Annotated in this window: 19 protein-coding genes and 1 pseudogene; 12 read left to right on the top strand and 8 right to left on the bottom strand. The window is 39.4% G+C overall.

Annotated elements, in window-relative coordinates; translation table 11 throughout:
* Window positions 1-21 precede the first annotated feature (21 nt).
* A complete protein-coding gene (locus tag C427_RS24105) occupies window positions 22-3,903 on the top strand; it encodes a molybdopterin-dependent oxidoreductase (protein WP_051075191.1) in 3,882 nt (1,293 codons plus the stop codon).
* Window positions 3,904-4,675: 772 nt separating this feature from the next.
* A complete protein-coding gene (locus C427_RS11150) occupies window positions 4,676-5,083 on the top strand; it encodes a DCC1-like thiol-disulfide oxidoreductase family protein (protein ID WP_007635336.1) in 408 nt (135 codons plus the stop codon).
* A 118-nt stretch (window positions 5,084-5,201) separates the two neighbouring features.
* Here C427_RS11150 and C427_RS11155 read toward each other — a convergent pair whose 3' ends face one another.
* Window positions 5,202-6,848, bottom strand: coding sequence for a class I adenylate-forming enzyme family protein (locus C427_RS11155; RefSeq protein ID WP_226991056.1), 1,647 nt, complete (start codon window positions 6,846-6,848; stop codon window positions 5,202-5,204).
* Between the two features lie 375 nt (window positions 6,849-7,223).
* On the opposite strand from C427_RS11155, the gene C427_RS11160 reads away from it, so the two are divergent.
* On the top strand, window positions 7,224-7,463 hold the full coding sequence (locus tag C427_RS11160) for a hypothetical protein (protein ID WP_007635338.1): 240 nt from the start codon (window positions 7,224-7,226) through the stop codon (window positions 7,461-7,463).
* A gap of 320 nt (window positions 7,464-7,783) precedes the next feature.
* Here C427_RS11160 and rho read toward each other — a convergent pair whose 3' ends face one another.
* Together rho and C427_RS11170 are read right to left on the bottom strand one after the other, a co-directional pair.
* A complete protein-coding gene (gene rho, locus C427_RS11165) occupies window positions 7,784-8,749 on the bottom strand; it encodes a transcription termination factor Rho (RefSeq protein WP_007635339.1) in 966 nt (321 codons plus the stop codon).
* A 715-nt stretch (window positions 8,750-9,464) separates the two neighbouring features.
* Window positions 9,465-11,456, bottom strand: coding sequence for a metallophosphoesterase family protein (locus tag C427_RS11170; protein WP_007635341.1), 1,992 nt, complete (start codon window positions 11,454-11,456; stop codon window positions 9,465-9,467).
* A gap of 394 nt (window positions 11,457-11,850) precedes the next feature.
* Between C427_RS11170 and C427_RS11175 the strand changes: the two genes are divergently transcribed.
* Window positions 11,851-13,029: a PrnB family protein gene (locus tag C427_RS11175; protein ID WP_007635343.1), complete on the top strand. Its 1,179-nt coding sequence runs from the start codon at window positions 11,851-11,853 to the stop codon at window positions 13,027-13,029.
* Window positions 13,026-14,162: an aminotransferase class V-fold PLP-dependent enzyme gene (locus C427_RS11180; protein WP_007635345.1), complete on the top strand. Its 1,137-nt coding sequence runs from the start codon at window positions 13,026-13,028 to the stop codon at window positions 14,160-14,162. Before C427_RS11175 ends, C427_RS11180 begins: the two co-directional genes overlap by 4 nt.
* Before the next feature lie 113 nt (window positions 14,163-14,275).
* On the opposite strand, the gene C427_RS11185 is transcribed toward C427_RS11180, so the two are convergent.
* On the bottom strand, window positions 14,276-14,830 hold the full coding sequence (locus tag C427_RS11185; RefSeq protein ID WP_007635348.1) for a hypothetical protein: 555 nt from the start codon (window positions 14,828-14,830) through the stop codon (window positions 14,276-14,278).
* A gap of 279 nt (window positions 14,831-15,109) precedes the next feature.
* Here C427_RS11185 and C427_RS27465 point away from each other — a divergent pair, with 279 nt between their 5' ends.
* The 6 genes from C427_RS27465 to C427_RS11205 all read left to right on the top strand — a co-directional run bounded on the left by C427_RS27465 (window position 15,110) and on the right by C427_RS11205 (window position 20,511).
* Window positions 15,110-15,562, top strand: coding sequence for a DUF3336 domain-containing protein (locus C427_RS27465; RefSeq protein ID WP_015430847.1), 453 nt, complete (start codon window positions 15,110-15,112; stop codon window positions 15,560-15,562).
* Window positions 15,562-16,596, top strand: coding sequence for a patatin-like phospholipase family protein (locus C427_RS11190; RefSeq protein WP_015430848.1), 1,035 nt, complete (start codon window positions 15,562-15,564; stop codon window positions 16,594-16,596). The genes C427_RS27465 and C427_RS11190 overlap by 1 nt, the downstream gene beginning before the upstream one ends.
* Before the next feature lie 152 nt (window positions 16,597-16,748).
* Window positions 16,749-17,621 carry an SMP-30/gluconolactonase/LRE family protein gene (locus tag C427_RS11195; RefSeq protein WP_007635350.1) on the top strand — a complete coding sequence of 291 codons (873 nt, stop codon included), beginning with the start codon at window positions 16,749-16,751 and terminating at the stop codon, window positions 17,619-17,621.
* A gap of 463 nt (window positions 17,622-18,084) precedes the next feature.
* On the top strand, window positions 18,085-18,633 hold the full coding sequence (locus C427_RS28220; protein ID WP_015430849.1) for a serine hydrolase domain-containing protein: 549 nt from the start codon (window positions 18,085-18,087) through the stop codon (window positions 18,631-18,633).
* Window positions 18,566-19,354, top strand: a complete 789-nt coding sequence (locus C427_RS24925) for a serine hydrolase domain-containing protein (protein ID WP_269079245.1) — start codon at window positions 18,566-18,568, stop codon at window positions 19,352-19,354. The genes C427_RS28220 and C427_RS24925 overlap by 68 nt, the downstream gene beginning before the upstream one ends.
* A 503-nt stretch (window positions 19,355-19,857) precedes the next feature.
* Window positions 19,858-20,511 (top strand): DUF2989 domain-containing protein, encoded by a 654-nt coding sequence (locus C427_RS11205; RefSeq protein ID WP_007635352.1) that lies wholly within the window; start codon window positions 19,858-19,860, stop codon window positions 20,509-20,511.
* A gap of 473 nt (window positions 20,512-20,984) precedes the next feature.
* Here the strand turns inward: C427_RS11205 and C427_RS11210 are convergent, their stop codons facing one another.
* Together C427_RS11210 and C427_RS11215 are read right to left on the bottom strand one after the other, a co-directional pair.
* A complete protein-coding gene (locus tag C427_RS11210; RefSeq protein WP_007635353.1) occupies window positions 20,985-22,274 on the bottom strand; it encodes an O-acetylhomoserine aminocarboxypropyltransferase/cysteine synthase family protein in 1,290 nt (429 codons plus the stop codon).
* A gap of 158 nt (window positions 22,275-22,432) precedes the next feature.
* Window positions 22,433-23,093, bottom strand: a pseudogene (locus C427_RS11215) (tRNA-uridine aminocarboxypropyltransferase).
* Between the two features lie 99 nt (window positions 23,094-23,192).
* Here C427_RS11215 and C427_RS11220 point away from each other — a divergent pair.
* Entirely contained in the window at window positions 23,193-23,741 is a 549-nt protein-coding gene (locus tag C427_RS11220; RefSeq protein ID WP_007635355.1) for a GNAT family N-acetyltransferase, read from the top strand.
* A 25-nt stretch (window positions 23,742-23,766) separates the two neighbouring features.
* On the opposite strand, the gene C427_RS27470 is transcribed toward C427_RS11220, so the two are convergent.
* Together C427_RS27470 and C427_RS27475 are read right to left on the bottom strand one after the other, a co-directional pair.
* On the bottom strand, window positions 23,767-24,588 hold the full coding sequence (locus C427_RS27470; protein ID WP_236613755.1) for a M1 aminopeptidase family protein: 822 nt from the start codon (window positions 24,586-24,588) through the stop codon (window positions 23,767-23,769).
* The gene (locus tag C427_RS27475) at window positions 24,582-24,866 is read right to left on the bottom strand and encodes a hypothetical protein (RefSeq protein WP_236613756.1); all 285 of its coding nucleotides are present in this window, start codon (window positions 24,864-24,866) and stop codon (window positions 24,582-24,584) included. Before C427_RS27475 ends, C427_RS27470 begins: the two co-directional genes overlap by 7 nt.
* Between the last annotated feature and the right edge of the window lie 406 nt (window positions 24,867-25,272).

Genomic DNA, 25,272 nt, shown 5'->3' on the forward strand with positions numbered 1-25,272 from the left:
CAATAGCATCTGGAGATTATTATGGCTTATGTTGTAACACAATCATGTATAGGAAATAAGCATACCGATTGCGTAGACGTTTGTCCTGTTGATGCATTTAGGGAAGGTCCTGAAATGCTCTACATTGACCCTAATGTATGTATTGATTGCAATGCTTGTATCACAGCATGTCCAGAACGTGCTATTTACTCAGAAAGTTCTGTTCCTAATTTAATGCGAAATTTTATAGCCTTGAATGCGGAAAAATCTTTAATATATCCTGTAATAACAGAAAGTATTAGCCATAATATTGCAGTATCACCAATGGTTAAGTTCTCAGGTCATTTTGCAGTCATCGGCTCAGGACCGTCCGGTTTTTATACCGCTGAAGAAATATTTAAACAAATGCCATTAGCTAAAGTCGATATGTTCGAACGTTTACCAACACCTTTTGGCCTTGTTCGTTATGGGGTTGCTCCAGATCATCCTCGTATTAAATCTGTATCATCTAGCTTTGAGCGTATTGCACAGAATGAGCGGTTTCGTTTTTTCGGCAATGTTGAGTTGGGCCGTGATATTCAACGAAACGATTTACTTGACCAGTATGATGCGGTTGTTTATGCAACCGGAGGCTCTAAAAGTCGACCTTTATCAATTCCGGGGGCTGAATTACCTAATATTTTCGGCTCTTCTACCTTTGTTGGTTGGTATAACGGCCACCCTGATCAAAGTAAACTTTCTGTAGACTTGTCATCACAGACCGCTGTTGTTATCGGTATGGGGAATGTGGCATTAGATATTGCTCGAATGTTAGTATTATCATCCGAGCAACTTGAAAAAACAGACGTTGCAGATGAAGCGTTAAGTGCCTTTAAACAAAGCTCAATACAAGAGGTAATTTTAATAGCTCGTCGGGGTATTGCTGAAGCGGCTTTCACGCCCAAAGAATTAGAACAATTAATGGGACTTGATGATGTAGACTTAATTATTGATGCTAACGATTTAGCATTAGATCAACAAAAAATTGTTCATACAGAACTACCTGAGTTTAGTGAAGTAAAACAAAACATTAACTTGCTTAAAGTAATTTCTCAACGTCAGCAGTCTGATAATATTCAGCAGAATAAAAAACGCATCCGCTTTATATTTTGCCATAGTCCAGACTATATTGATAACGATGTAAATGGGCACAAAACATTACATCTTACCCGTAATGAAATTATTCGAGATGATGATGGTCGTATTTCTATTAAAACAACCCGCGAAAAATCACTTATCAATGCCAACCTCATCGTACATGCTATTGGTTATCAAGGTGATGCGATTGAAAACGTAGCCTTCGATGAACAACGTGGCGTTATTCTTAATCAACAAGGTCGAGTAGATATTGTTAATCATAGTTCACAAGTTAAGTCCGAAGGGAGTGCTTTAAACCAGGAGTATGCCGTTGGGTGGATAAAACGTGGCGCTAGTGGTGTAATAGGCAGTAATAAGCATTGTGCTCAAGATACCGTAAATCAATTAATCACCGATTTTGTTGATGCAAATATCTCGTCTGCAAAAGTCGTCCGTCAAGATACTGAGGATTTTCTTGTAGAACGTAACGTTGAATATATAAGTTTTAGCGATTGGCAATTACTTGATCAATATGAACAAGAGCAAGGACATTTATTAGGCCGGCTACGACGTAAAGTGACTAATATCAAGCGAATGTTAGATATAATTAGGGACACTCGCACAGAAAAGTTAGCCAAAGAACAGCAAAGAACAAATTTACCAATTAAAACCCATCTACGAAACTGTACGCTTTGTGAAGCGATGTGCGGTATTCAAATCAAATATCAAGGCGATAAAATTATATCTATCGCGGGTGATAATGAAGACCCACATAGTGGCGGGCACATTTGTCCTAAAGGCTATTCCTTACAAGATTTGCATAACGACCCTGATCGTTTAAAAACACCAATACAAAAAGTTAACGGTCAATGGTTACCCATTAGTTGGGATGATGCATTTGACCGCGTCAGTAAAGAAATAGTCAATATTCAAAGTCAATATGGTGATGATGCAATTTCCGGGTATTGGGGGAATCCTGCATCTCATAACTTTGGGATATTGACAGCGATAGGTAAATTTCGTAAAGCCTTAGGCTCTAAAAACATGCATTCAGGTGGTTCATTAGACCAAATGCCACATCAACTTATGTCTTATTTAATGTTTGGCCATGGACAATTATTTACTATACCGGACATAGATCGTACAGATTATATGTTAATGCTTGGTGCAAACCCAGCAGCCTCAAATGGTAGCTTAATGACGGCTGGTGATGTGCTTAAACGTTTAGAAAGTATAAAAGATCGCGGTGGAAAATTAATCTTAATAGACCCACGCAAAACCGAGACTGCACTATATGCATCTGAACATTTATTTATAAAACCAGGCACCGACCCGTTATTTATTTATGGTCTGATTCAATATGTTATTCAACAATCTTTGTATGACCCAGCTCACTTATCACCTATTTTAGATGGCTTCGATCAGCTACTTGGGATGTTTGATCAGTTTACTCTCGCTGAAATAAGTGATGTTTGTGGTATATCTGAAGAAAATATTAAACGTATAGCAACAGAATTTGCTATCGCCGATAGTGCTATTTGTTATGGAAGAATGGGCTTGTCCACACAAAATTTTTCAACGTTAAATCACTGGTTGGTAAATATCTTAAATATTATTACCGGTAATTTAGACAGAAAGGGTGGAATGATGTTTACTAAACCTGCTGTAGATATGGGAGTTCAAGCGTCTACAGCCGGAAGTTTTGCTCAATACCATAGCCGAGTTAGAGGCTTGCCAGAATTTAGTCGTGAACTACCTACATCTATCTTAGCTGAAGAAATGTTGACACCTGGCGTAGGGCAAGTGAAGGGGTTTATTTGTACTGCCGGAAACCCAGTATTATCTGTTCCTAATGGCCGTCAGTTAGATGAAGCCTTAGAAAATTTAGATTTTATGGTTTCTATTGATTTTTACTTAAATGAAACGTCTCGTCATGCTGACATTATTTTGCCACCTACAGGGCCGTTAGAACATGAGCATTATGATTTGGTTTTTAACCTTTTAGCCGTACGCAATGTCGCTAAATATTCAGAAGCACTATTTGAACACGCTGAAGATGAACGTTCTGATTTCGATATTATGACAGGTTTAATGCAACGAATTAACGCGCTAAAACGTGGCATTGTCGATACGGGTAAACACCCTAAGATGACTACTGAACAGATTCTAGACTATAGTTTGCGCAATGGTCCCTATGGAAAATCTTTTACTTCTTATGAATCAGGTAAAGAAATTAAACATGATTACGGTCTAAGTTTAGAGGTATTAAAACAATACCCTCACGGTTTAGATCTTGGGCCTTTACAGCCGTGCTTACCTGAATACTTGTTTACTAACGATAAACTTATTCATTTATTACCTGAGCCAATACTAGATGACTTTCAGCAAATGAAAGTACAATTTTCAAGTAAAGCATCCAAGTCGTTGATGATGATAAGCCGTAGAGATTTACGTACAAATAACTCATGGATGCACAACAGCCAGCGTTTAATTAAAGGCAAAGACCGCTGTGCTTTGTTAATTCATCCTGAAGATGCAAAAGAAAAAGGTATTGTCGATAGAGGCAAAGCGTTCTTGAAATCAAGGGTTGGGGAATTGAAAGTTGATGTAGTTATTACAGAAGATGTTATGCGAGGTGTTGTTTGTTTACCCCATGGTTGGGGTCATGATAGAGAAGGTATTGCTCTGCGTGTAGCGCAAACTAATCCAGGGGTCAGTATGAATGACTTAACAGATGATCAACGGGTTGATAGTTTGTCAGGAAATGCAATATTCAATGGCGTACCTGTCGAAATAGCACCTTGTTAAAAGTCATTTTTTGATTCAGTTCAGTAATGAACTATCGCAGGCTGTTGAGAAGTATGAATTAACGTCTATTCAACGACATAATGAGATAAAAGGAAACGGTGATCAGGCTTTAGTTCTATAAAATCAATTTTTCTTTTTTGGCCAAGGAATGAGTCTTAAAACCTATTGCGTCAATGGCCAATAAGTCGAATATTCCAGCCTGACCTATCATCCTGCTTAGTTCAAATAGAGGGGGGGTAGTTCTCTATCAGGATAAAGTTAGAGCTACTTCTTCTGAATACTGCTACACAGCTCAAAAAGCTATCGATGCTAATGTCCTCTTTCGTATCAAAGTGACTGAAAAATGCCTTAAAAATTGTGCATTGCTAATGACGGCTTCAGGTCGATTTAAGCCTTTTCTAGACTAGAACCTTATGTCGACTTTTGGCACAAATTTTTCCTTCAGGTTTAACACTCGACTGTCCGGTTTAGGCTGTGAGATCAATCGGTCACTAGCTAATAAGCTAGCAAAAGTATGATTCTTAATTGTAAGGTATGACACCTTATTGTCGGCCTTCAGCATAACGCTGTCTTTGTGGCATTTTGCAGCCATATGCAAAAGTAGGAAGTAGCAATGAGTAAAGATCTTTTTGAACATAAAGTGGATATGTTTGATGAGATGATCATCGCGTTTAAAATGTCGAAAATATGGTTAATGCTATAGTGGGAAGTGTCAGTTTAAATCATCAGATGCATGTCATGCGTTTTATACCTTAAAAGGCGAGGGGACCCGATGCTCCGTGAAGAAATTTTACTCGTATATGATCGTGAATGCCCAGCTTGTAATGCTTATTGTCAAATAGTGAGGATCAAGCAATGTGTGGGTGATTTACGTATTGTGGATGCAAGGGAAAATAGCGAGGTGATGAATGAAATCACCGCACAAGGTCTCGACATCGACCAGGGCATGGTTTTGAAAATGGGAGAGCAACTTTATTATGGTGCTGATGCTATACACATGCTGGCATTGATAGGCAGTCGTTCCGGAATTTTTAATCGCTTTAATCATTGGATGTTTAAATCAAAAACGATTTCAAAAATTATCTATCCACTTCTTAAACTTTGTAGAAACCTGCTACTAAAAATACTACGGAAAACAAAAATCAACAATCTGAAGAATAAAGCGAATGAAAAATTCTAACGGTGTTTTGGAAATTACGCGTCACCCATGGTGAACATCATCAAATGACTCTAAATATTTGATAACATTACAATGGGCATCAGCATGTTTTATTGGCGTGTTTCACATAAAATTATACTTACCGAAGCGCTTTTTTATCAATTTTCCCTACTGCTGTCAGTGGTATGGCGTCAATAAAGTGAATATGTTTGGGGGCTTTAAAGGCAGCCATGGATTCACGGCAAAAGGTTAATATTTTATCTTTCACTGTGTTTTGATCCGCATCTTTATAATGGGCTGATAACTCAACATACAAGTTGACTATATCGTTGCCCGGACGCCCTTTATCTTCGGTACCAATTACCGCACAAGCCCCAATTTCAGGTATTGCAGAAAGCTTATCTTCTACTTCAACTGAGAATACTTTATAACCACCAACAATTAGCATGTCTTTGGCGCGATCACACAGAAAAATGTAACCATCTTCGTCCATATACCCGACATCTCCGGAAAACATCCAGCGCTCCCCATCAATCTCTCGCAATGCTTTAGCTGATTCGTTAGGTAAGTTCAAATATCCTTTCATGACTTGAGGCCCGGTACAAACAATCTCTCCTGGTTCGCCGAAGGGCATGTCATGATTACCTGTCTCAACATCACGAATACGTACTTTCGCATTAGGCACAGGGAAGCCAATTGACCCAAGTTTATATTGCTTAGGTGGATTTACCGTGTAGCAAGGTGCAGTTTCGGTCATACCAAAAGCATCAGATATCTTCTTTTCGCCAATAATAGCTGAAAGAGCGTCGTAACTGCCGCGAGTGAGTGGGGCGGCTCCGGATACAGCCACTCTTAGTTTAGAAAAGTCGATGTCAGCAAATGCAGGGTTAGCAACCATCATGTCGTATAATGCTGGGACACCAATCATTACATTTGGAGGGTTATTTTTAAGTTGAGCACAAATAAAATCTGTATCCCGTGGATTGGGTACTAGAATCATCTTGCCACCATAAATTGCTGAGGCAATAGCATTGGCAAGTCCTGCAATATGAAACATTGGAAACGCGCTTAAGAGTGTCTCTTGGCCTGCATCAAAAGGGTTCACGGCTGAAGATTGCGCTGTATTATGCATCACATTTCGCTGAGACAACATTGCACCTTTAGGTTTGCCTGTAGTGCCCCCTGTGTATTGGATCATGAAGGTATCGTTCCAATGGACATCGGTTTGAATATATTCATCTGATGCCGATTGAGTGAGACTTAAATAAGATAACACTTCACAATCTTTAATTTTTGGAAGATCAAAATCTGTTGGCGCTAGAAGGTCTGTCGCTGCTGTTACAATTGCATATTCTAAGCAATCTGGCGTTTTAGGCATGGCTGATAATACTAATGAAAGTTCGCTTAGCGTGATAATGACTTTAATGCCAGCGTCTTGAATTTGATATGCCACTTCTGGCGGTGCTAAGAGCGGCGAAATACCCGAACCGATTGCACCTATTTTACTGATTGCCGCTAGCGTGATGGGATATTGTGGAATATTTGGTAAATGAATGCCTACCACATCACCTTTATTAACACCCAAATTAACCAAAGCATTGGCTAAGCGATTGGCTTGTTCATTGTATTCTGAATAGCTAATTCCACGTGCTACATACCACATAGCGATTGAGTCTGGCTGAGTACGGGCATGTTCCTCAATGAAACTACCAAAAGGTTTATCTTCAAACTCCGGGGTAATAATGCCCAAAGATTCATAGTGTGCTAACCATGGTAAATTCATCATGCGTTCCTTTTAGTTTAATGATTATAAAGTTATGTTTAAGCGTTTCAATAACTTATAAATGTTAATGTAATGTGTCAGGTTATTTACAATGCGTCTACTTCTTTCATTCCGCTAATTAAATTTTTTCATGATATTCAATAAGTATCATATTAAGTAATCTGAGCCTAAGACGGTTGAATTTGTGCCCGTCGATTTGAATTGTAGATAGTCTATTGAACTAAACCGTTACCAAACCACCCAATGTAAATATGCTCAGGTGACTCTAAATATTTGATTATGTTACGCAAGCCTCTGTATGCTTTGTGTGTATAGCCATATCAAAATGAGTTTTATGCAGTTTTGCCAAGCATTTACTTTGTGTCATTAAGGATTTATATGCGGTATGAGATGTTGTTAAGTGGTTTTATAGTGATAGGTTTAAGTGCCTGTGCGCAACCAAGAGTGGTTGCTGCGGATCCTACTGAAGGTGGGAAAATTAATATTAACCAAGCATTTGGTGAAAAATGTGAGAATGCCAAATATCAACTTGATAAAACGGTTCAAGAAGGCCAATTATCTGAATTGAGAGAACTAAAACGTAATATTGAATTGTATTGTGTTTGGCGCAGAAATTAATATTTATAACTGTGAATTGGGTACGCTTAAAACGTGCGTATTTATCATTTTTTTGGTTTGAATAAGCAGCGTGTTGACCCCCTATGTTTTACAAAATACCGTGTGTCAGATACCTAGAACTGCATGCTTTTTATTGATCTTACTTTTGAATAAAAATAAATGACAATTGTTCTGCTTTTTTTTGCGATAAGTCTGTTTGTTCAATGCGGTGTAAAGCGCCTGTCTTTTGATTAAAGACAGTATCTCGTTATGAATAAACCAACTATTGTAAAAAGGGGCAAATGATTGTAAATATTTAATCTAGCTACAATTAGGGTGGATTATAGTTCGGGTTTTGGTATAAAACAGTTTAATAGCTCTGCATTTGTTGGATATTTCTCAAGTAACTCAGCCAATTTCCTAGCGCCTTCTAAAGGTTTTAGATGGGAAAGTGCCCTACGCAAAACTCTGACTTTTTCGATATCTTTCGGATCTAAAAGCAGCTCTTCACGGCGGGTACTACTTTTGGCAATTTCTAGAGCAGGGAAAATTCGCTGATCTGCAATACTCCGTGATAAAACGATTTCCATGTTCCCAGTGCCTTTGAATTCTTCAAATATCACCTGATCCATCTGGCTTCCAGTATCAACCAGTATGGTCGCTAAAATAGTGAGTGAGCCACCATTTTCAATCTTTCTAGCAGAGCCAAACAGTTTTCTTGGTACTTCTAAGGCTCTAGAGTCAAGCCCGCCGGACATTGTTCGACCGCTGCTCTTTCTACTTGCATTATGCACTCGAGAGAGCCTTGTAAGAGAATCGATGACAATCATAACGTCATGACCTTCGCCTGCTTGCTTGCGAGCGGAGTTAAGCAGTTGATTCGCTACGCGTACATGTTGCTCATAGCTTGAATCAGTAGATGAGGCGTGAACTTCCGCTGGCACACTACGCTTAAAATCAGTCACTTCTTCTGGGCGTTCATCTATAAGTAAGGCATAAAGCTTTATTTCGGGATAGGCTTTTCCTACCGCCTGACAAATATGCTTTAAAATGGTGGTTTTTCCGCAGCCCGGTGGAGCAACAATTAAACCTCGTTGACCCATTCCTATCGGCGTGATCAAATCCATCGCTCGGGTAGTGAATTCTTCAGAGCCTAATTCTAGGTGAATACATTGAGTTGGATTGACGGCTACGCCATTTAAAAAACGTTTTTGTGGATCATCGTGTTTTAAATCTTTGGCCACTTTATTAACTTGTTTAGGTTCTTCATTTCTTTTAACTTTCAAAGATAATATTTTTCTTGTCATGATATCGCTTTATAACTTTAGAGGATTTGGTGTTTTCTAGCTACTTGAGTCAATTATCTTAAGTGTATATTTAATTGTTTTTAACAACAGATAACATAATAACAAGGCTCGTGTGTGCACACCCGAGATGTCAACTCACTAGTGTCCCTTATGCTGAGTAGCAACATAAAGTTTTGTTTTTCTTGTTCCAGCTTGACTAATGCTCTGTAGCTAAACCTAAGAGTGGTTTAATTTTGACATATTTTAAGGCTCTTAATGAAAATAATATGGAAATAATTTTCATGGAAATAGATCTTAATATTTCAGACCTTAGATATAGTCTAAGGTGAATACCTTATGGATTGCAACTATAGGATACATCATACCTTAATGACCTTACATTCATCCATCGTGAATATTGTCTGAGTTTAGTCTAATGACCGCCTTATAGGCTTAATTATTAAATTGCGAGCGTTTTCTTCATCATACTCAACCATTATTCGTAGTACTACCTCACAACAGAAAACGGTGGATGCGTATCATTATCGCTAATTTGTAGTGTTATCTTAAGTATCAATACCTGTTGGGGAAGGGTGGTAACGCTCATCTTAAAACCCTAACACAGAATATAAAATTAGGAAGGGATGGACGTATTACACTCGATATTGGGTTGATATTAATAAAGTAACAAGGAGCCAAGCAGGCTCCTTGTTAAAGTTGAGACCTAAATAGTCTTTTAGCGTTTTATTAATGCCAGTTGTGTATCTTGATTAAGTACTACCCACCAACGGTTCCCATAGTTATTATCGACGCCAACTAATGGTTCCTCGGCGCAATTATCTGGTCGGCTAGGTGTTATGTCGAGCATGGTATCTGACCAAGGTAGTTCAACAATACACTCTGCTTTGGTAATAGGTTGCCAGATACCCGCTACTTTATGTGCAAGATTCACTGTGCTTGCATCCATTTTAGCTACGCCTGTAAATTGCACTGCATAGGTGTCAGATACCGCATCACTGATATCCCACTTTTTACTAGCCGTTGTCGGCAACGTTACTGCTGATTTAGCGCTTCCATCTGTTTGTGATCTGGCTAAACCTGTGTCCACGGTAATGTCTTTGTTGCCACCATAGGCATTTTGATACATACCTGTTTGGTTTTGTGTGCCGCTGACAATCAAAATATCAGATTCAGTCTCGTTAGCAGTTAACCAACTTAAGGTAATATATTCTTTTAAGTCGATGGATGTTTCGGGAATGATTAATTCATTTGCAGCTTCATCCGGTATGGCGCGATTTGGGCTATTAAGGTTTGGGGTCCATTTTTCGTGGTAAACAAATAACCATTGGTAAGCAAGACGAGTAAGGTCCATTAACGTTTCTGCGCGGCTAAATCCTGGCGTAAAACTAAAATCTCTAGTGCGGGTATCGGTTCGATTAAAAGTATCATTACTGCCCCCTACTAATCTTGCAAATGAACCGTCATCACCGTAACAATCGTTGCTTAAATATTGGGTTTGAAAAACAAGGACAGGACGTGTACCAGCTGCAATAGAGTTCGGGTAGACCATGGTTTCACAGCGGTTTGTGGTACGTGAAAATTTGTCCATTAAATGCCAATCAGCAGTAAACGCATAACTGTCATCATTGCTTTTAGCTTGATGCTCTGCGTAGTAGGCCTCATAATCAACTTGTTCACCTTGAAAGGTTAACATTGCTGAGTTGACATCATAATGATCAGAACCATTTCCTTGGTTATAAGTGGCATTTTTTTGTGAAACTAACATTTGTACCAGCTCACGTTCGCCATATCGATATTCATAACCCTTATATGATGCATTCCCAGACATAATTTGTGTATAAGCACCCATACGGTAATTTCCACCAGTAGGAGTAGAACTCGATGGTAAGGTCTCTAACGTATTTTTGGCTGTAATGAGCGAGCGTTGATATTGATGTTCGTGCCCTTGAACGTAAATAACATCGTTGTCTGAAAAAAATTGACGGATTTCTGGCTGAACATCGTAAACCCAATTGTCATCTTTTGTACCATCAACGATTTGTTCACGTGTTTGGCCATATTTGGCTCCAATCAAGCCGTCGTGGCTGGCAACAACAATGTGTCTAATATTGTCTTGTTTTGATAGTATCGTGTCTTTTATCCATTGAAACGCAACCGGTAAGTTGTAATAGGCTAAACCGAAAATCAGTACGTTTTCACGTACCACATAATAGTTCATCCACTCATATCCTGGCATGTGAACTGCATCTTCGGGAATGTAGTTTTTCATGTTGTCTATCCATTCGACAGTATATGCGTGACTGGTTTCGTGATTCCCCATAACAGGTAAAAACTCGATGCCTTTATCTTTGTATTGTTTGGCGACCGATATCCATTCTGCAAATTCTTCGGTACTGCCACCATCAGTTAAATCACCCAGTGCCAGTACCATATCAACACCGGCAGATTTTTGGTGACTAAGGACGTTTCTCATGGGGTGCAATGCTACATGTGTTTGGCCTGTTTCGTCGCTTCCTCCCTGTGTGTCAGGTAATAGGCCAATAATAAATTTGGGAGCTGGAATTGGCGCTGGTAGCAAGCTAGGTATGGGTTTAACAGGGATTTCTACAAAACTGTCAGTGCCTGAACCGCAGGCAAAAAGAGTCATTGCTAATGCTATTGATATAGGTGCTTGCAGAGTTTTACGGATATTAATACTGTTTTTCATGATTTCACTTATCTTTGATTACGGTTAGTAAAAAACAAGTTAATCAATAAAGTATTACTGAATAGGTTTATTTGTATGAATATTTTATTAAGTTTATAATGAGCGGCATTGTAGTTTGCTGTAAACACTTCTGCTCAATCATGCCTAATTATTGAGCAGAAGTGATCAAGGTGACTATTCAACTAAAAGGCAGCAGCTGAGAGGTGTTTTCTTAGATTAGCTAAACCCACCAAAATCTAACGACATATTTACGCCTTGGTCCTTATCAGATTTGGGCATGTTGTACTATTGCAGCTGTTAACTTGCTTATTTTTACAATGGTTGGCAACATATTTCTATATTTTCAAGAGTTGGTATGACTCGCACGGGAAACGAACATAATTACTAGGAAAACATGAAATTACTGACGCCAAAAACACAAGCCTTTGATAGCTGGATCCGCAGCCAGTTTGTGCAGCTTAATGATGAATTAGAAGGTCTCTATTTCCAACAAGAAGACAAGTCTAATGTCCAGGGAATAGGTGATGATACAAAACAAACATTGGAGAGAGAAGGACGAGATTTAATAATAGAATTATTGGCTGAGGGTAATACTGATCAGGGCTTTGACAGCGCTTTTGATTTATTAGGGAATGTGGGCCTTTATATGGCTGCCTGCCGCCGCCACGAAATTACTGAGCCTAGTCGTGAGACGACTTCACCGTTAGTTGAAGCTTCCGCTTTAGCCATGCATATTGGTGCCTCGATTGGCGTTACACCGCGTTTCGCTACAGCCCATTTAACTACTCATAATAGTGCCCAAAATGGCACATATAAACGCTTCACTAGTTTGCAAGATGAAAAGCTATTTTTAGATTATAATACCCGCGGAATTTTGGCTTACAAAAGAGCTGCAGAGGCACTTTTAAAAATTCAACCGCTGGGGATTTCGCATCCTATCTGCCATGATTTATTGGTATCATGTCAAAAGGCATTGCAGGAAGTAATAGATTCGAATGCTATCTTATTTGAACGCTTAGATGCGACTCGCTTTTTCTATTGTGTTCGTCCTTACTATAAACCTTACCGTGTGGGTTCCCAAGTTTTTCGTGGCGCCAATGCTGGCGATTTTGCGGGTATCAATGTTATTGATATGCAGTTGGGTTTGTGTTTGGCAAACGACCCCGATTATTCTCAGTTATTAGTGGATAAGTTTCTCTACATGATGCCCGAGGATCAGACTTTATTACGTGACTGTATGCGACGCGAAAGTCTTATGAACAAATTTCTGGAAGCTGAAAATCATTCCGATCAAGACTGGTATCAGGCCAACGTATCCCAATTCTTTAAAGCGTGTACCTTACATGGCGAAACAGCTAATCAGCATCATGAACAATTGGTCAATAAGTATATTACACAACCTGCCAGTCAGTTAACTCAAACCCATTTAAGCACCGTGACGGCTAGTGGTCCTCCTCTAGCTTCTTTGCTAAGCGGATTAGAAAAACTCAAAGATAAACGCATGGCAAATGAGAGAAGCGATATTCTGACTCGCTTTGATGATCTCAAAATACTTAAGGCTAGCCTTAGATGACATTAGCATTATCTAGCAAGGATTATAAAACAGACTTTTGCTTACCTGAGAAAGGCTGTTATCTGCTGAATCACTCGGTTGGTCGCCCCCTTAAAAGCGCACAACAGTTTTTTCAGGAGGCATATTTTAGCCCTTGGCAAAACCTGAGTACAGAGCCTTGGCAGCAATGGCTTAGCAGCATCGAAACATTTCAGTCTGCATTGGGGCTTCTATTCAACCACGGGCCGGAAAATTTTTGTCCTCAGGCCAATTTATCTAGTGCCTTGTGCAAGCTTGTTATGTCACACCCCAGGTTGACGAAGCCATTCGCCAAGGTGCTAATGAGTGAACAAGATTTCCCCAGTATGGGGTTTGCAATTAGTCATGCTTTACCTGAATGTGATATTTCTTTTATCCCTAAAAACTTAGACATTACCTCAGCAGACGTGTGGCACTCACATTTAAGCCAAGACATAGACTTAGTGTTTATCAGTCAAGTCTATTCTAACTCTGGGCAACAGGCGCCCGTTAAATCCATAGTCGAAGTAGCTAAACAGCAGGGCATTCTGAGTCTAATAGATGTGGCACAATCGGCAGGCCTAATTCCTTTAGACTTAACCGAAATAGCCCCTGACTTTATGATTGGCTCATCTGTGAAATGGTTATGTTCAGGTCCAGGTGCGGCTTACTTATGGGTACATCCTAGTCAGATAAACCATTGTGAACCAAAAGATGTCGGTTGGTTTTCCCATGACAACCCCTTTGAGTTTGACATACACAACTTTCAATATCGTGAGGGGGCATTACGTTTTTGGGGCGGGACACCGTCAGTGACTCCCTTTATTCTGGCGGCTCACGGTATAGGTTATGCTAACCAAATAACGCCCGGCCTAGCCAGACAGCATAATCTTAGGCTTTTAGCTCTGCTGGATAAAGCGTTTGGGGAGCAACTTGTGTCACCTAAGGATGCCCAAAAATGCAGTGGCACAGCCATACTTCAGTTTGGTAAAGCGCAAAGCTCCGTACTCAATGCTTTAAAATTAGCTCAAATAGGGGTTGATGCTAGAAGTTTAGGGATCCGGGTCTCGCCACATATCTATAATGATGAAGATGATATCGAGTATTTGATCCAGGTGATCAATCAAGCCTGTTAATATTAGAGGGCATTTTCCCCAAAACATACATAGACATTATTGCTTATGAAAGATAGCCGACTAATGGCTGCCGCTAGTCATAGAGGGTAAGTACTTAAATTTAAAACATTATTTTAGGCACCATTTAAAGTACTATTTAAGGCATCTTTTGCTTCAGGAAAAAGCTGTACGATACCACTTTTCCCATCCCAGTCAGCGACTAGCCAAATTTGTTCAAAAGGATGAGTAGAGGGAATTTTTATACAATGTTGCTGAGTTAGGATTTCCTTCTTGTCCCAAGCTGGATGAGTATTCCTGATCACTAACCAAACCCGTTTGGTTTTATAGCGCTTATAGGACTTATTAAATAGAATTCGGTTTAGGGCAGTTAAGAGTCGAGCATCAGGCTCAGTGGTTTTTTCTAATTGTTGCAGTTCTTGATGGGTTTGCTCACTTAATTCCCGTTGCAGTATTTGCATAGCTTCTTGCTCACTGCCATATAAATGTGCCACTTCTAAATCTAAGCGCTCTCCTTGAAAACAACAAGACACATCTGGTTTGGCGGGGCGGTTATGCCAAAGGTGGTGTATTGGATTGCCAGTCTCGTGTTCATGCCAGCGCATAAATAGTTTTGCCGCCTGATGCTCCAGCTCTATTTTTTCATACTCACTGTTATTTAATTCAGACACTAGAGGATTTCCTAGTCCAATTGGCCATAAATTAGCAACAAAGATGGCCAAAGAAAAGTATTGTTGTGACAAATTCTGACATCGTCATATATGAGTGGTGTTGGGTTAATGAAGATTAAAAATAAATGATTGATTTTTGATAGATGCTGGCGAAATTCTTTAAAATACCATTAATCCTCATTTTTTCTTTTATGTTTATATCAGTTATCTTGATGGTTCCCCCTTTTTATTTTGATTATACTGTTTCATGCATTTTTATTATTGTGGAACACTGGCTACATGCTGTCTATTTCTTCTAGTTTTTCTCTTACCCGTTTGGAGCGTAAAATGCTTCGCGCCGATAGTTATGCTGACTGGAAAGTTGCAGCGCTTGAGCATGACGCTAAGTCTGGTTTTGATACATGGAAAAGCAAGGAAGAGTCAAAAAGTTATGATTATGTGAATATTCGTTCCAGAATAGACGCACTAAAACAGCTCAGACGTCAGGGAGACGACATTGGGCTACTATTCGCTTTAAACGAGGGAATTCATGGTAATCAGGGAGGGATGGGCAAATCTATCCTTTATGAAAAAGCTAAATTTGGCACTAAAAATCTTATTGAAGAGTACGTTGATGAAATAGTAGGTGCCCTCGAGCACATATCTAACATTCCTGAGTCTAGTGACGTCACCAAGGAAGATAAGCTGGATTTTTTGAACGTGCCAGTCATTGTTTTGGCCGTTCTGCTTTGATGTTGAGCGGTGCCGGATCACTGGGGCATTTTCATCGTGGGGTCATAAAGACCTTATTTGAACATAAAGTGTTACCTACCGTTATATCTGGTTCAAGCGCGGGTGCAATCTCTGCTGCCATACTAGGTACCTATTCTGACGAAGAATTACCGTCTGTATTAGAAGGTGAACAGGTACTTGATCCGCTACAGGCTGAGATTGATAATCGTCCTAAAAGCCTTCTCCGTAAGCAGTCTGATCCAGCATCCTTGAAAATAATGTTAGAGGCAATTATTCCTGACATCACCTTTCAGGAAGCCTATGAAAAGACAGGTCGAATGATCAGCATCACTATTGCGCCTTATGAAGAACACCAGTCTTCTAGGCTAATGAATGCCATCACTGCACCAAATGTTTATGTGCGTTCGGCAGTCATGGCGTCTTGTGCGGTGCCGGGTGTCTATCCACCTGTGATGTTGATGGCGAAAAATGTTTACGGTGAGGCTCAACCTCATTTACCGGATCGTCGTTGGGTAGACGGAGCCGTTACAGACGATTTACCCGCTAAAAGACTCGCCAGACTTTATGGCGTTAATCATTATATTGTCAGTCAGGCGAATCCGTTAGCGCTAGCCATTATGAAGGGTGAACAATATATACCTGTGTCTGAAGGGGCAAAAAAAGTTTTACGATTATCCACACACGAAATTCTGAAGAGTGGTGAAAAATTTAGTCGACGTTATTTGAGAAAAATTCCTGATGTGGGTAAAACGATGAGTATGTTCTATTCGGTTATGGCTCAAGATTACAAAGGTGATGTGAATATTGTCCCTAACTTTAATTTTGTCGATCCTCAAAAACTTCTAGGGCAACTCACCTCTGATGAAATCCAAGAATTGGTTATTGAAGGAGAGCGATCTACCTGGCCACAATTAGAGCAGATTAAAATTTGTTCTAAAATTGGACATAAATTAGATGAAATACTCGATCACCACACCGAGCACAATATCAAACGTTTTTACAAAAAACGCCGCGGGGTCGTAACGAATATTTAGTGCATGTTTAGAAAATATGGCGGAGTTAACGTAAATACATCTTTATTATAATTATACTAAAATTATCGATTAAATCTATTAAATCGACGCTTGTTGGGGAGAATGAACCGATTGTTCATTCTTTGGATCTAAATTTATAAATCAGGATACTAATGACACATTCAACCACATTAATCGACGGACTTTATTTTGGCGAAAGCCCACGCTGGCAAAATGACCGCCTCTGGTATAGTGATTTTTACGACCAAGCAGTGAAATCTGTTGATCTGCAAGGCGACAGTAGATTGGAGTTACAATTAGATGAGCAACCTTCTGGTCTCGGTTGGCTACCCGATGGACGTTTACTAGTTGTATGTATGGAGTCCTTAGCGTTAATGCGGCTTGAAAAAGACGGTTTGGTTTTACATGCTGATTTGTCTAAATACTCAACACATCTATGTAACGATATGGTGGTTGATAAGCAAGGTAATGCCTATGTAGGTAATTTTGGTTTTAACTTGGATGAGGAGATGCAAGCTCGTGGTGTAGAGTCAGTGATTGCTGATCATCCCAAGGCCAATATTGTGAAAGTGACACCACAAGGAGATGTGAGTATTGCCACTGGTGGTATGAGTTTCCCTAATGGCTCTGTCATTTCAGCTGATGGCAAAACCTTAATTGTCGCCGAAACGTTGGGACTGTGTTTAACCGCGTTTGATATTCTTGAAAATGGCTGTCTTGACAATAGAAGAGAGTGGGCTGCGACAGGTGCACGAGTACCCGATGGGATCTGTCTGAATGCCGACGGTAATATATGGATCGCAAACGCGGTTAGCAACGAATGCGTCCTCTTTGCACCAGGCGGTGAGGTGTTAGAGATAGTCAATACCAGTCAAAATTGTTATGCCTGTATGCTGGGCGGAGATGATGGTAAAACCTTATTTATGCTTACAGCTCAGAGCTCTCAAGCAAAAATAGTTAGCGTAACGAGAGCTGGAAAAATTGAAGTGGCTAATGTTGCATCGCCTGGGGCGGGTCGTCCTTAAATCTGGTTTGGATTATACTTTAGACATTATTACAGTCAGAGATAATATCTTAATGGCTTATGCTGCTTTGAGTTTATCTCTGATTTCGCCTTTATTTAGCCACCTCATAGACTACTTGAGTCATAATAATTATTACCTGAGAGTAAAGGGTCAACATAACCTGATTCGAGTATTTGATAATTTAAGCAATCTTTTTCTAAGAGTTAAGTGTCAGTTTAAGTGTCTAGGGTCACACTAAATCACTTAGTACACTCTTTTCCTCGCTGCAGCTAACAATGGCTTTTAATTTTCATCATTTTTTTGATTATCCGGTCCACAGACTTTAAGTTGAATAGACTCAGTACATCGTTTACTGTTCTGACGCTTAGTTGTGTTTTATGTAACTAGGCAGAGTTAAAATCAAGCAGTTCAATGCCGCTGGATTCATTGCATATATTATAAAAAACGACTTGGATTAAACACAATGACAAAGAAAATTACGCAGATAATTAAAATTAACAAAATCAATAGAGTCATTGTTTTTGCTTTACTGCTTTTTAGTCCTGTATTACTTGCGAAGGATTATAATTTTACTGCTGCCGAGAGTATTATAAATGGATATGTAGACACTCATAAAATTGCCGGGGGAGTCATTCTTGTTATGAAAGATGGTAAGGAACTTCTGCATATAGCCGTCGGTAAACAGGATGTTGAAGCTGACAAAGACATGAAAATTGATAGTTTGTTTCGTATTGCTTCGCAAACTAAAGCGCTCACCTCAGTAGGCGTAATGATATTAAAAGAACGAGGACTCATTAACTTTACAGATCCTATCTCAAAATATATTCCTTCCTTCAAAAAGACTAGCGTTTTAGTTGTGCATAAAGATAAGTCTTATACTGAAGTGCCTGCAGTACGCGAAATAACTGTACATGATCTCCTTACCCATTCTGCGGGCATAAGTTATGGATGGGGGGATAATAGAAGAAAAATGGAAGGAGATTGGACTTCACGGCTGGTATTTTGCAGATAAAAAACAGACCATGAAACAGGCCTTAGCGCCGCTGACAACTTTACCTCAACAAGCTCAGCCGGGTTCAGAATTTGTTTATGGTCATAGCACCGATTTACTGGGTGTTATAATCGAATCCATATCAGGGAAAAATTTAAAAGAATTTTTTGAGACAGAAATCACCGGTCCTCTGGGCATGATTGATACACATTTTTATATTCCGAAAAGTAAACTAAGTCGCCTGGCTGCTGTATATAACGCCACTGATAGTCATATAAAAAGAGCAAGTGATACCAATACAGCAGAAGATTATATGCTTAGCCAAGGTCATTATGCTGCTGGACCAATGCAAGCATTCTCGGGTGGTGCTGGGTTGGTATCAACCGCTAGTGATTATTCAAAATTACTCTTAATGTTACTGAATCAAGGAACGTTGAATGGAACCAAGATACTCTCGCCTTCATCTGTAGTAGAAATGACAAGCAATCAAATACCTTACATTGATATGGATTGGAACGATGGTTTTGGTTATGGTTTTGCTTTAACAATAGGCAAAGCAGGGGATTTAAAAGGGAAAACACTGCAATATGAGTGGGGCGGTGCATACAATTCAAAATATTATGTTCGGCCTGAAGATGGGGTGATAGTGATTTATCTTACCCAGTTAATACCAACAAGTGGGCTTAAAGACTGGGAAGAAATTAATGCCGTTATTAAAATAGCATTGGGTATAGCCCCTTAAATTAATAACCTCAACCTACTGCATAAATCCAAAAGTGCTTCAGCACAGAATCACGCTAAAATTACTTACGTCAAAATTATGAAAAGGCAAAGGGGTTGTGCATTTGGAGCCACTCTAGCCGAATATTTCCTCCGTTACCTAGTATGTGAATATTAAATCGGTCTGATATCCACATGCTAGCTAAACCGCTAAATTGCGATTTGATAAGCTTAATTTATCTTAATGTATTTTACTGGATGTGGATGCACCTTACAGCATGCTAATGTTGGGCCATGGCTTATTCGCTATACCTCCATCGTCATATGAGTCAAAACGCAACAAACAATGCATAATACAAAACACTCAGTTTGTTCCCATTGTTTAGATCACTGATAACGTTTATTCTGAACACACACAATAATCTTTTTTGTGAAAACTTAATTCGTAATATCCTACTTATCTTTATATCTGTGTTCATACAGTCATGCTCAAAAGAGGGGAGTGAGAGTTTTCTCGGCTCCAGCATGCTGATATGTAAAGATAAAAAATATCAACAGATATGTGATTTAACCCATGATGGTGCTTTATGCAGTAAACAAAGAATTGACTCTATTAACTCACTGGTTATGCAACAAAATGAGAAAAGTGTTAAGAATGGTTATGCTGCACTTACCCAGCTCGATACTTATAAGGCATGCCTCGAGAATTCAGTGTTAGCACAAAGCAGCAGGGAAAAATCTGATGAGGTATCTCGTTATTTCGCTATTGCTAATATATCCGACTATCAAAATAAAATAGTGATAGAAACAATAGGCATCAGACCCGAAATCAATTTGTGGCTTTACCAGAAGACTGGCAATACTGATCATTGGGAATCAATGGTAAATGGTGTGGCAATGACAGAGAGCGTTCATAGAGATGTTTACTTTGTGATGATGGCTAATGCGTCTAGTCGAAGTATGGATGAGGCTAAGAAAATCGCTGGCTTACAGCTTGCTCGTACAGAATTATTGAACGAATTAAACCCCGATGTTTATGAGTTTTATGTCAGGTATCACACAAATAAAGCCGATAATTTTAGAGCCGCTGTTTGGTATGGTCTGCATGCAGAATATGTAGAAAATACCCACGGGATAAATAATCAATATTTTAAGCTGTATGAAAAAATGAAAAAATGAAAAAATGAAAAAATGAAAAAATGAAAAAATGAAAAAATGAAAAAATCAAAGTTAGATGATGCTCAGAAGTTAGTTGATAGCATTGTATTTGATACAGATTGGATGGGGTTGAAGATTAAGGATTTTGTTAAACTGATTTGAATAAGCAATCATAACCCCCCAGTTCATCGTGCAGTAAATTCACGTGATTTGTCATTATCAATTAGCCTAAGCTAATTGTGTCATATGCCATAATTACTTCATGTCCCAACAAATAAAGTACTTATCGCTGATGTAAACCACGTTAATTCAGTTGTGACATATGGGTTTGAAAGCCTAAATCAATATAAAAGGTTAGAGAATTTTAAGGAGGCTTAATGAGAGTGAATACTCTGACATCGTGCTTTTCCATTGGCTTTACTGAGTTGTTGCTAACCTATTAATATATGTGGTTGGACGTACCAATTTGTTCGTCCAACCTTTTTCTGTTTTTTCTATTTCACTGAATCAAGAGCCTGACTAACATCTGCAATGATATCGTCAATGTTTTCAATACCGACTGAAATTCTGACTAGATCTTCACTAACACCCGCTTTCGCCAGTTCTTCTGGATTTAGCTGCCGATGAGTAGTGGACGCAGGATGGCATGCTAAGGATTTAGCGTCGCCAATGTTTACCAGTCTCAAAATCATTTGTAAGGCATCAATAAACTGACCGCCAGCGACTTTGCTGGAACATTCAGCGGTGGTTTTGATACCAAAGCTTAAAATACCTGATGCTTTGCCATCCGTTATCTTTTTGCACGTTGCTTGGTATGGACTATCTGCTAATGCAGCGTAATTAACCCAGCTTACTTTTGGATGGTCAGACAAATAGACAGCTAGTTTCTCAGCGTTTTCGCAATGGCGTTCCATACGCAAGCCTAGTGTTTCAAGTCCCATTAAAATATTGAACGAGTTAGTAGGCGAAATAGCTGCGCCGGTATTACGAAGCGGAGCAACACGACAACGACCGATATATGCCGCCGCACCCAGTGCTTCAGTATATACCACTCCGTGATAAGACGGGTCAGGTTGATTTAATATTGGGAAACGCTCTTTGTTAGCTACCCAGTCAAATTTACCTGAGTCAACAATAATGCCTCCAATCGAGTTGCCATGGCCGCCTATATATTTGGTTAACGAATGAATAACAATGGCTGCACCATGTTCAAACGGGCGACATAAAAAAGGTGTGGCTACAGTATTATCAACAATTAAAGGTACACCGTGTTTAGCACCAATTTCAGCTAGCTTTTGTATATCCACCACATTACCTGCAGGGTTACCAATAGATTCACAGAAAATCGCTTTAGTATTTTCATCAATGGCGGCTTCAAAGGCTGTATAATCATCACCAGAAATCATGCGTGCTTCTATGCCTTGATTGGGCAGTGCATGTGCAAATAAGTTATATGTTCCGCCATATAACTGACTGGTGCTAATAATATTATCACCCACAGAGCAAATACATTGGATAGCATAAGTAATTGCAGCCATTCCCGATGCAACCGCTAAAGCTCCGATTCCACCTTCCATAGCAGCAATTCGTTCTTCAAGAACTGCTGTGGTTGGATTCATGATCCGGGTGTAAATGTTTCCTGGTACTTTTAGGTCAAACAAGTCTGCGCCATGCTGGGTGTTGTCAAAGGTGTAGGACGTTGTTTGATAAATTGGTACAGCAGCTGATTTGGTGGTTTCTTCTGATGTGTAACCATGATGTAAGGCTAAGGACTCTAGTTTCATATTTTGCGCATCCTGTGATGATTAGATTTTAATATTCTCATAAGTCAACTTTATCCCGTTATCTCTGATGAGTTCAAATAGAAGTACTTACATTATTGTGCTTATTTGGAATAAGGTATGCGCCTAATTATAAAGTTGTTCTGGAAAATTGCTTGGCGTTAAATAAGGGTTAAGTGCGCCTTACCCGCAATATAGGCTTTTTTGAACTGATAGAAGTATTCTCCAAGCGCATCTGCAGCAAGCTTGTCGTCTGCCATTTTCAACACCTCAATGGCAACCTCTGCGGTACACAGTTGATGTACATGTGCGGCTTCACGGAGTTGATAAGATGATGCTTTTTCAGGTTGAATACCTAATACGGGTAATGTGGCAAAACAAGGACTTTTAAACATTTTACTCGCCTCTCGCCAAGTCCCGTCCAACATCACAAAAAGTGGTGTTTTACCTTGTTGTATATCGACTAAATCTTTAGGTGAGTCGATACATCTTTCTGCTGCGGCATATTGTTGAGGAAATACCAAGATAGGAGCGTACTTTGGGTTTTCTAGTAACGCGATCAGTGCAGCATCGGGGGCAACTCTGTCCCATCTAAATGCATAGTTGTCAGGTATTACATCTGCGATGAGTTTGCCAGTGTTGGTTGGTTTGTAATATTCATTTTTTATACATCACCATACAAAAAGCGCTATCACTGGTAATTGATGGGCGCTGGGCACAGATACATTTTTTTTCAGGGATTAAACAATCCTCGCAGCGTTTAACTTTATAACCTCGCGCCTTAAAGTCCTTAGTCGATAGCGCTAACTGCTGTTTGCGCAAAATGTGTACTGTATTGATATGGTGACAAAAAAATCTCGTGAAATATTAACTCTAATTGTAATATCATCGCCTTTTTTAGAGATTTTAAATAGTTAAAATATGAAAATTCAGATTGATAAAGATATTCACATTGAGCTACTCGTGCCGTTATTCGCCGAGCGTTTATATGGTTTGACGAATCAGAACCGAGCCCATTTAAAAAAATGGTTAGGGTGGTTAGATTTAGTGAAAACATTCGAAGACACACAATTGTTTATCGACACCGCTGTTCACCAACACAATAATCATCAAGCCACTACGTTTGCTATTTTGTTTCGAGGTGAGTTAGTGGGTGTGGCGGGGTTTAATCATTTTGATTATCAACACCAATGGGGTGCAATTGGATATTGGCTTTGTGCTTCTTTTACAGGCAGAGGTGTGATTACCAAAGTGGTACAAACATTATTGGAATATGGCTTTGTCGAGCAAAGTCTCAATAAAATAGAAATACGCTGTGCACAGCAAAATCATCACAGCAGGGCCATTCCCGAACGTTTAGGATTTACTTATGAAGCGACCTTACGTCAATGTGAATGGTTATATGATCAGTATGTCGATCATGCAATTTACTCAATATTAGCCTGTGAATATAAGGCTAACCTGAAGTGATACTTCAGAGCAGATTATTGCTTACTTACGAACGTTTTTTATCACGCTTAGCCTGATTTTCTTTGCATAAAACTATGATAGGTAAATACCGCAATACTTTCATTTTTGGGTCGATAATAATGTGGTCTTTTTTATTCACTTCCAATATTATTTGGTCATCTATAGTGGTGTAAGTGGCACTTTCACCATTGATTGAAATCGTTATTGGCATCGGAAAAGCCAAGTTGTCAGATGTTTGCCATTTAAGCACTAGCTTGTCCCGAGTGCGTGTTTGTTTCAACTCTGGTAAAGCGGCCTGCTTTAAATACACCTCAAATAGCCACGTGTAATCCTCTCCAGTTAACCTATTAACGATATTAATAAAGTCTTGAGTATTCCTATATCTAGGGGCAATAGGGTAGGGTATGTTGTAAGTCTCACCTTTAGCATAGAGTAGTTCTCGAGTGGCTTGCCAAAATAATTCATCTCCTATCAGCCATCTTAGTGTATGAAAGGTCCAACCCCCTTTGCTGTAGATATCAGAATTAAACGCTTGGTCTGAGGTTATGACACCTTCCATTACCACCGGGTGACGATTAACCAGTCCTAAATACGATTGATACATGCTGTGCGTATAAGCGGCTTCGCCAAACTTGTATAGGCTGTAAATTGGTTGCATATAAAGGCCAAAACCTTTGTGTAACCATGCATCGTTAAGTTTCTCGTGGATATGAAATTTCCATACCATACCATTTGTGAGTGAGTTCATGGTGTAGTAATCAATCAAGCCATTCTTATCCCTGAGATACTTTTTTACCATAAGCGTTGATTGTTTGGTGTTCCATGCCAAGGTGCGGTGTTTCAACAAAACCTAATTTGATCACCCCAAGGGTAGGGACCCAGTAACTCCTCAAAAAAACTAATTTGATGTGATAAATCATTTTTTATCATGGCCTGGTCTTTATCGGAGTTTTCGTTAAGTGCCCAAAACTCTATTGGCACCGACACACCATTAACGCTGCTGTAGGACTGCTGAATTCGAGTGAAAGGGTCAATGTTTAGCGCTATATTGTAATCACTCGCGGGCACTGATAGTTTCCAATTAAACTGGTGTTTATATTTGCTAATATTGATTACCGATTGCAATACACCACTTGTCACTGCGCTAAATGTCTAAGGTACAGTTAAGGATATTTCAATGCTGTCAGCTTTGTCTGAAAAATGGTCTTTACATGGCCAGAATAAATCACATCCTTCACCTTGCAAGGCAGTAGCTATACAAGGTGTGTCATTTTTTGTTTCACTCCCAATAAACCCGCCAGACCATGGTGCGCGAAGAGGGATGTGTGGTTTACCTGAATAATGTATCGCTATTTTGACTTTGTTTCTGTTTATTCTAGGACGGCCGAGGTTGATGTTAATAATGCCTCTAATTCGTTGGAAATAAGCAATTTTCTCATTAACGAATATCTTTGAAATGTCGAAACGACTATCTAGCTTTAACTCAACTTGTGAGGTGCCTTGTGTGATTAAAAATTAAGTGTTTCCTACT

It is taken from the genome of Paraglaciecola psychrophila 170 (assembly GCF_000347635.1).
GTDB classification, from domain to species: domain Bacteria; phylum Pseudomonadota; class Gammaproteobacteria; order Enterobacterales; family Alteromonadaceae; genus Paraglaciecola; species Paraglaciecola psychrophila.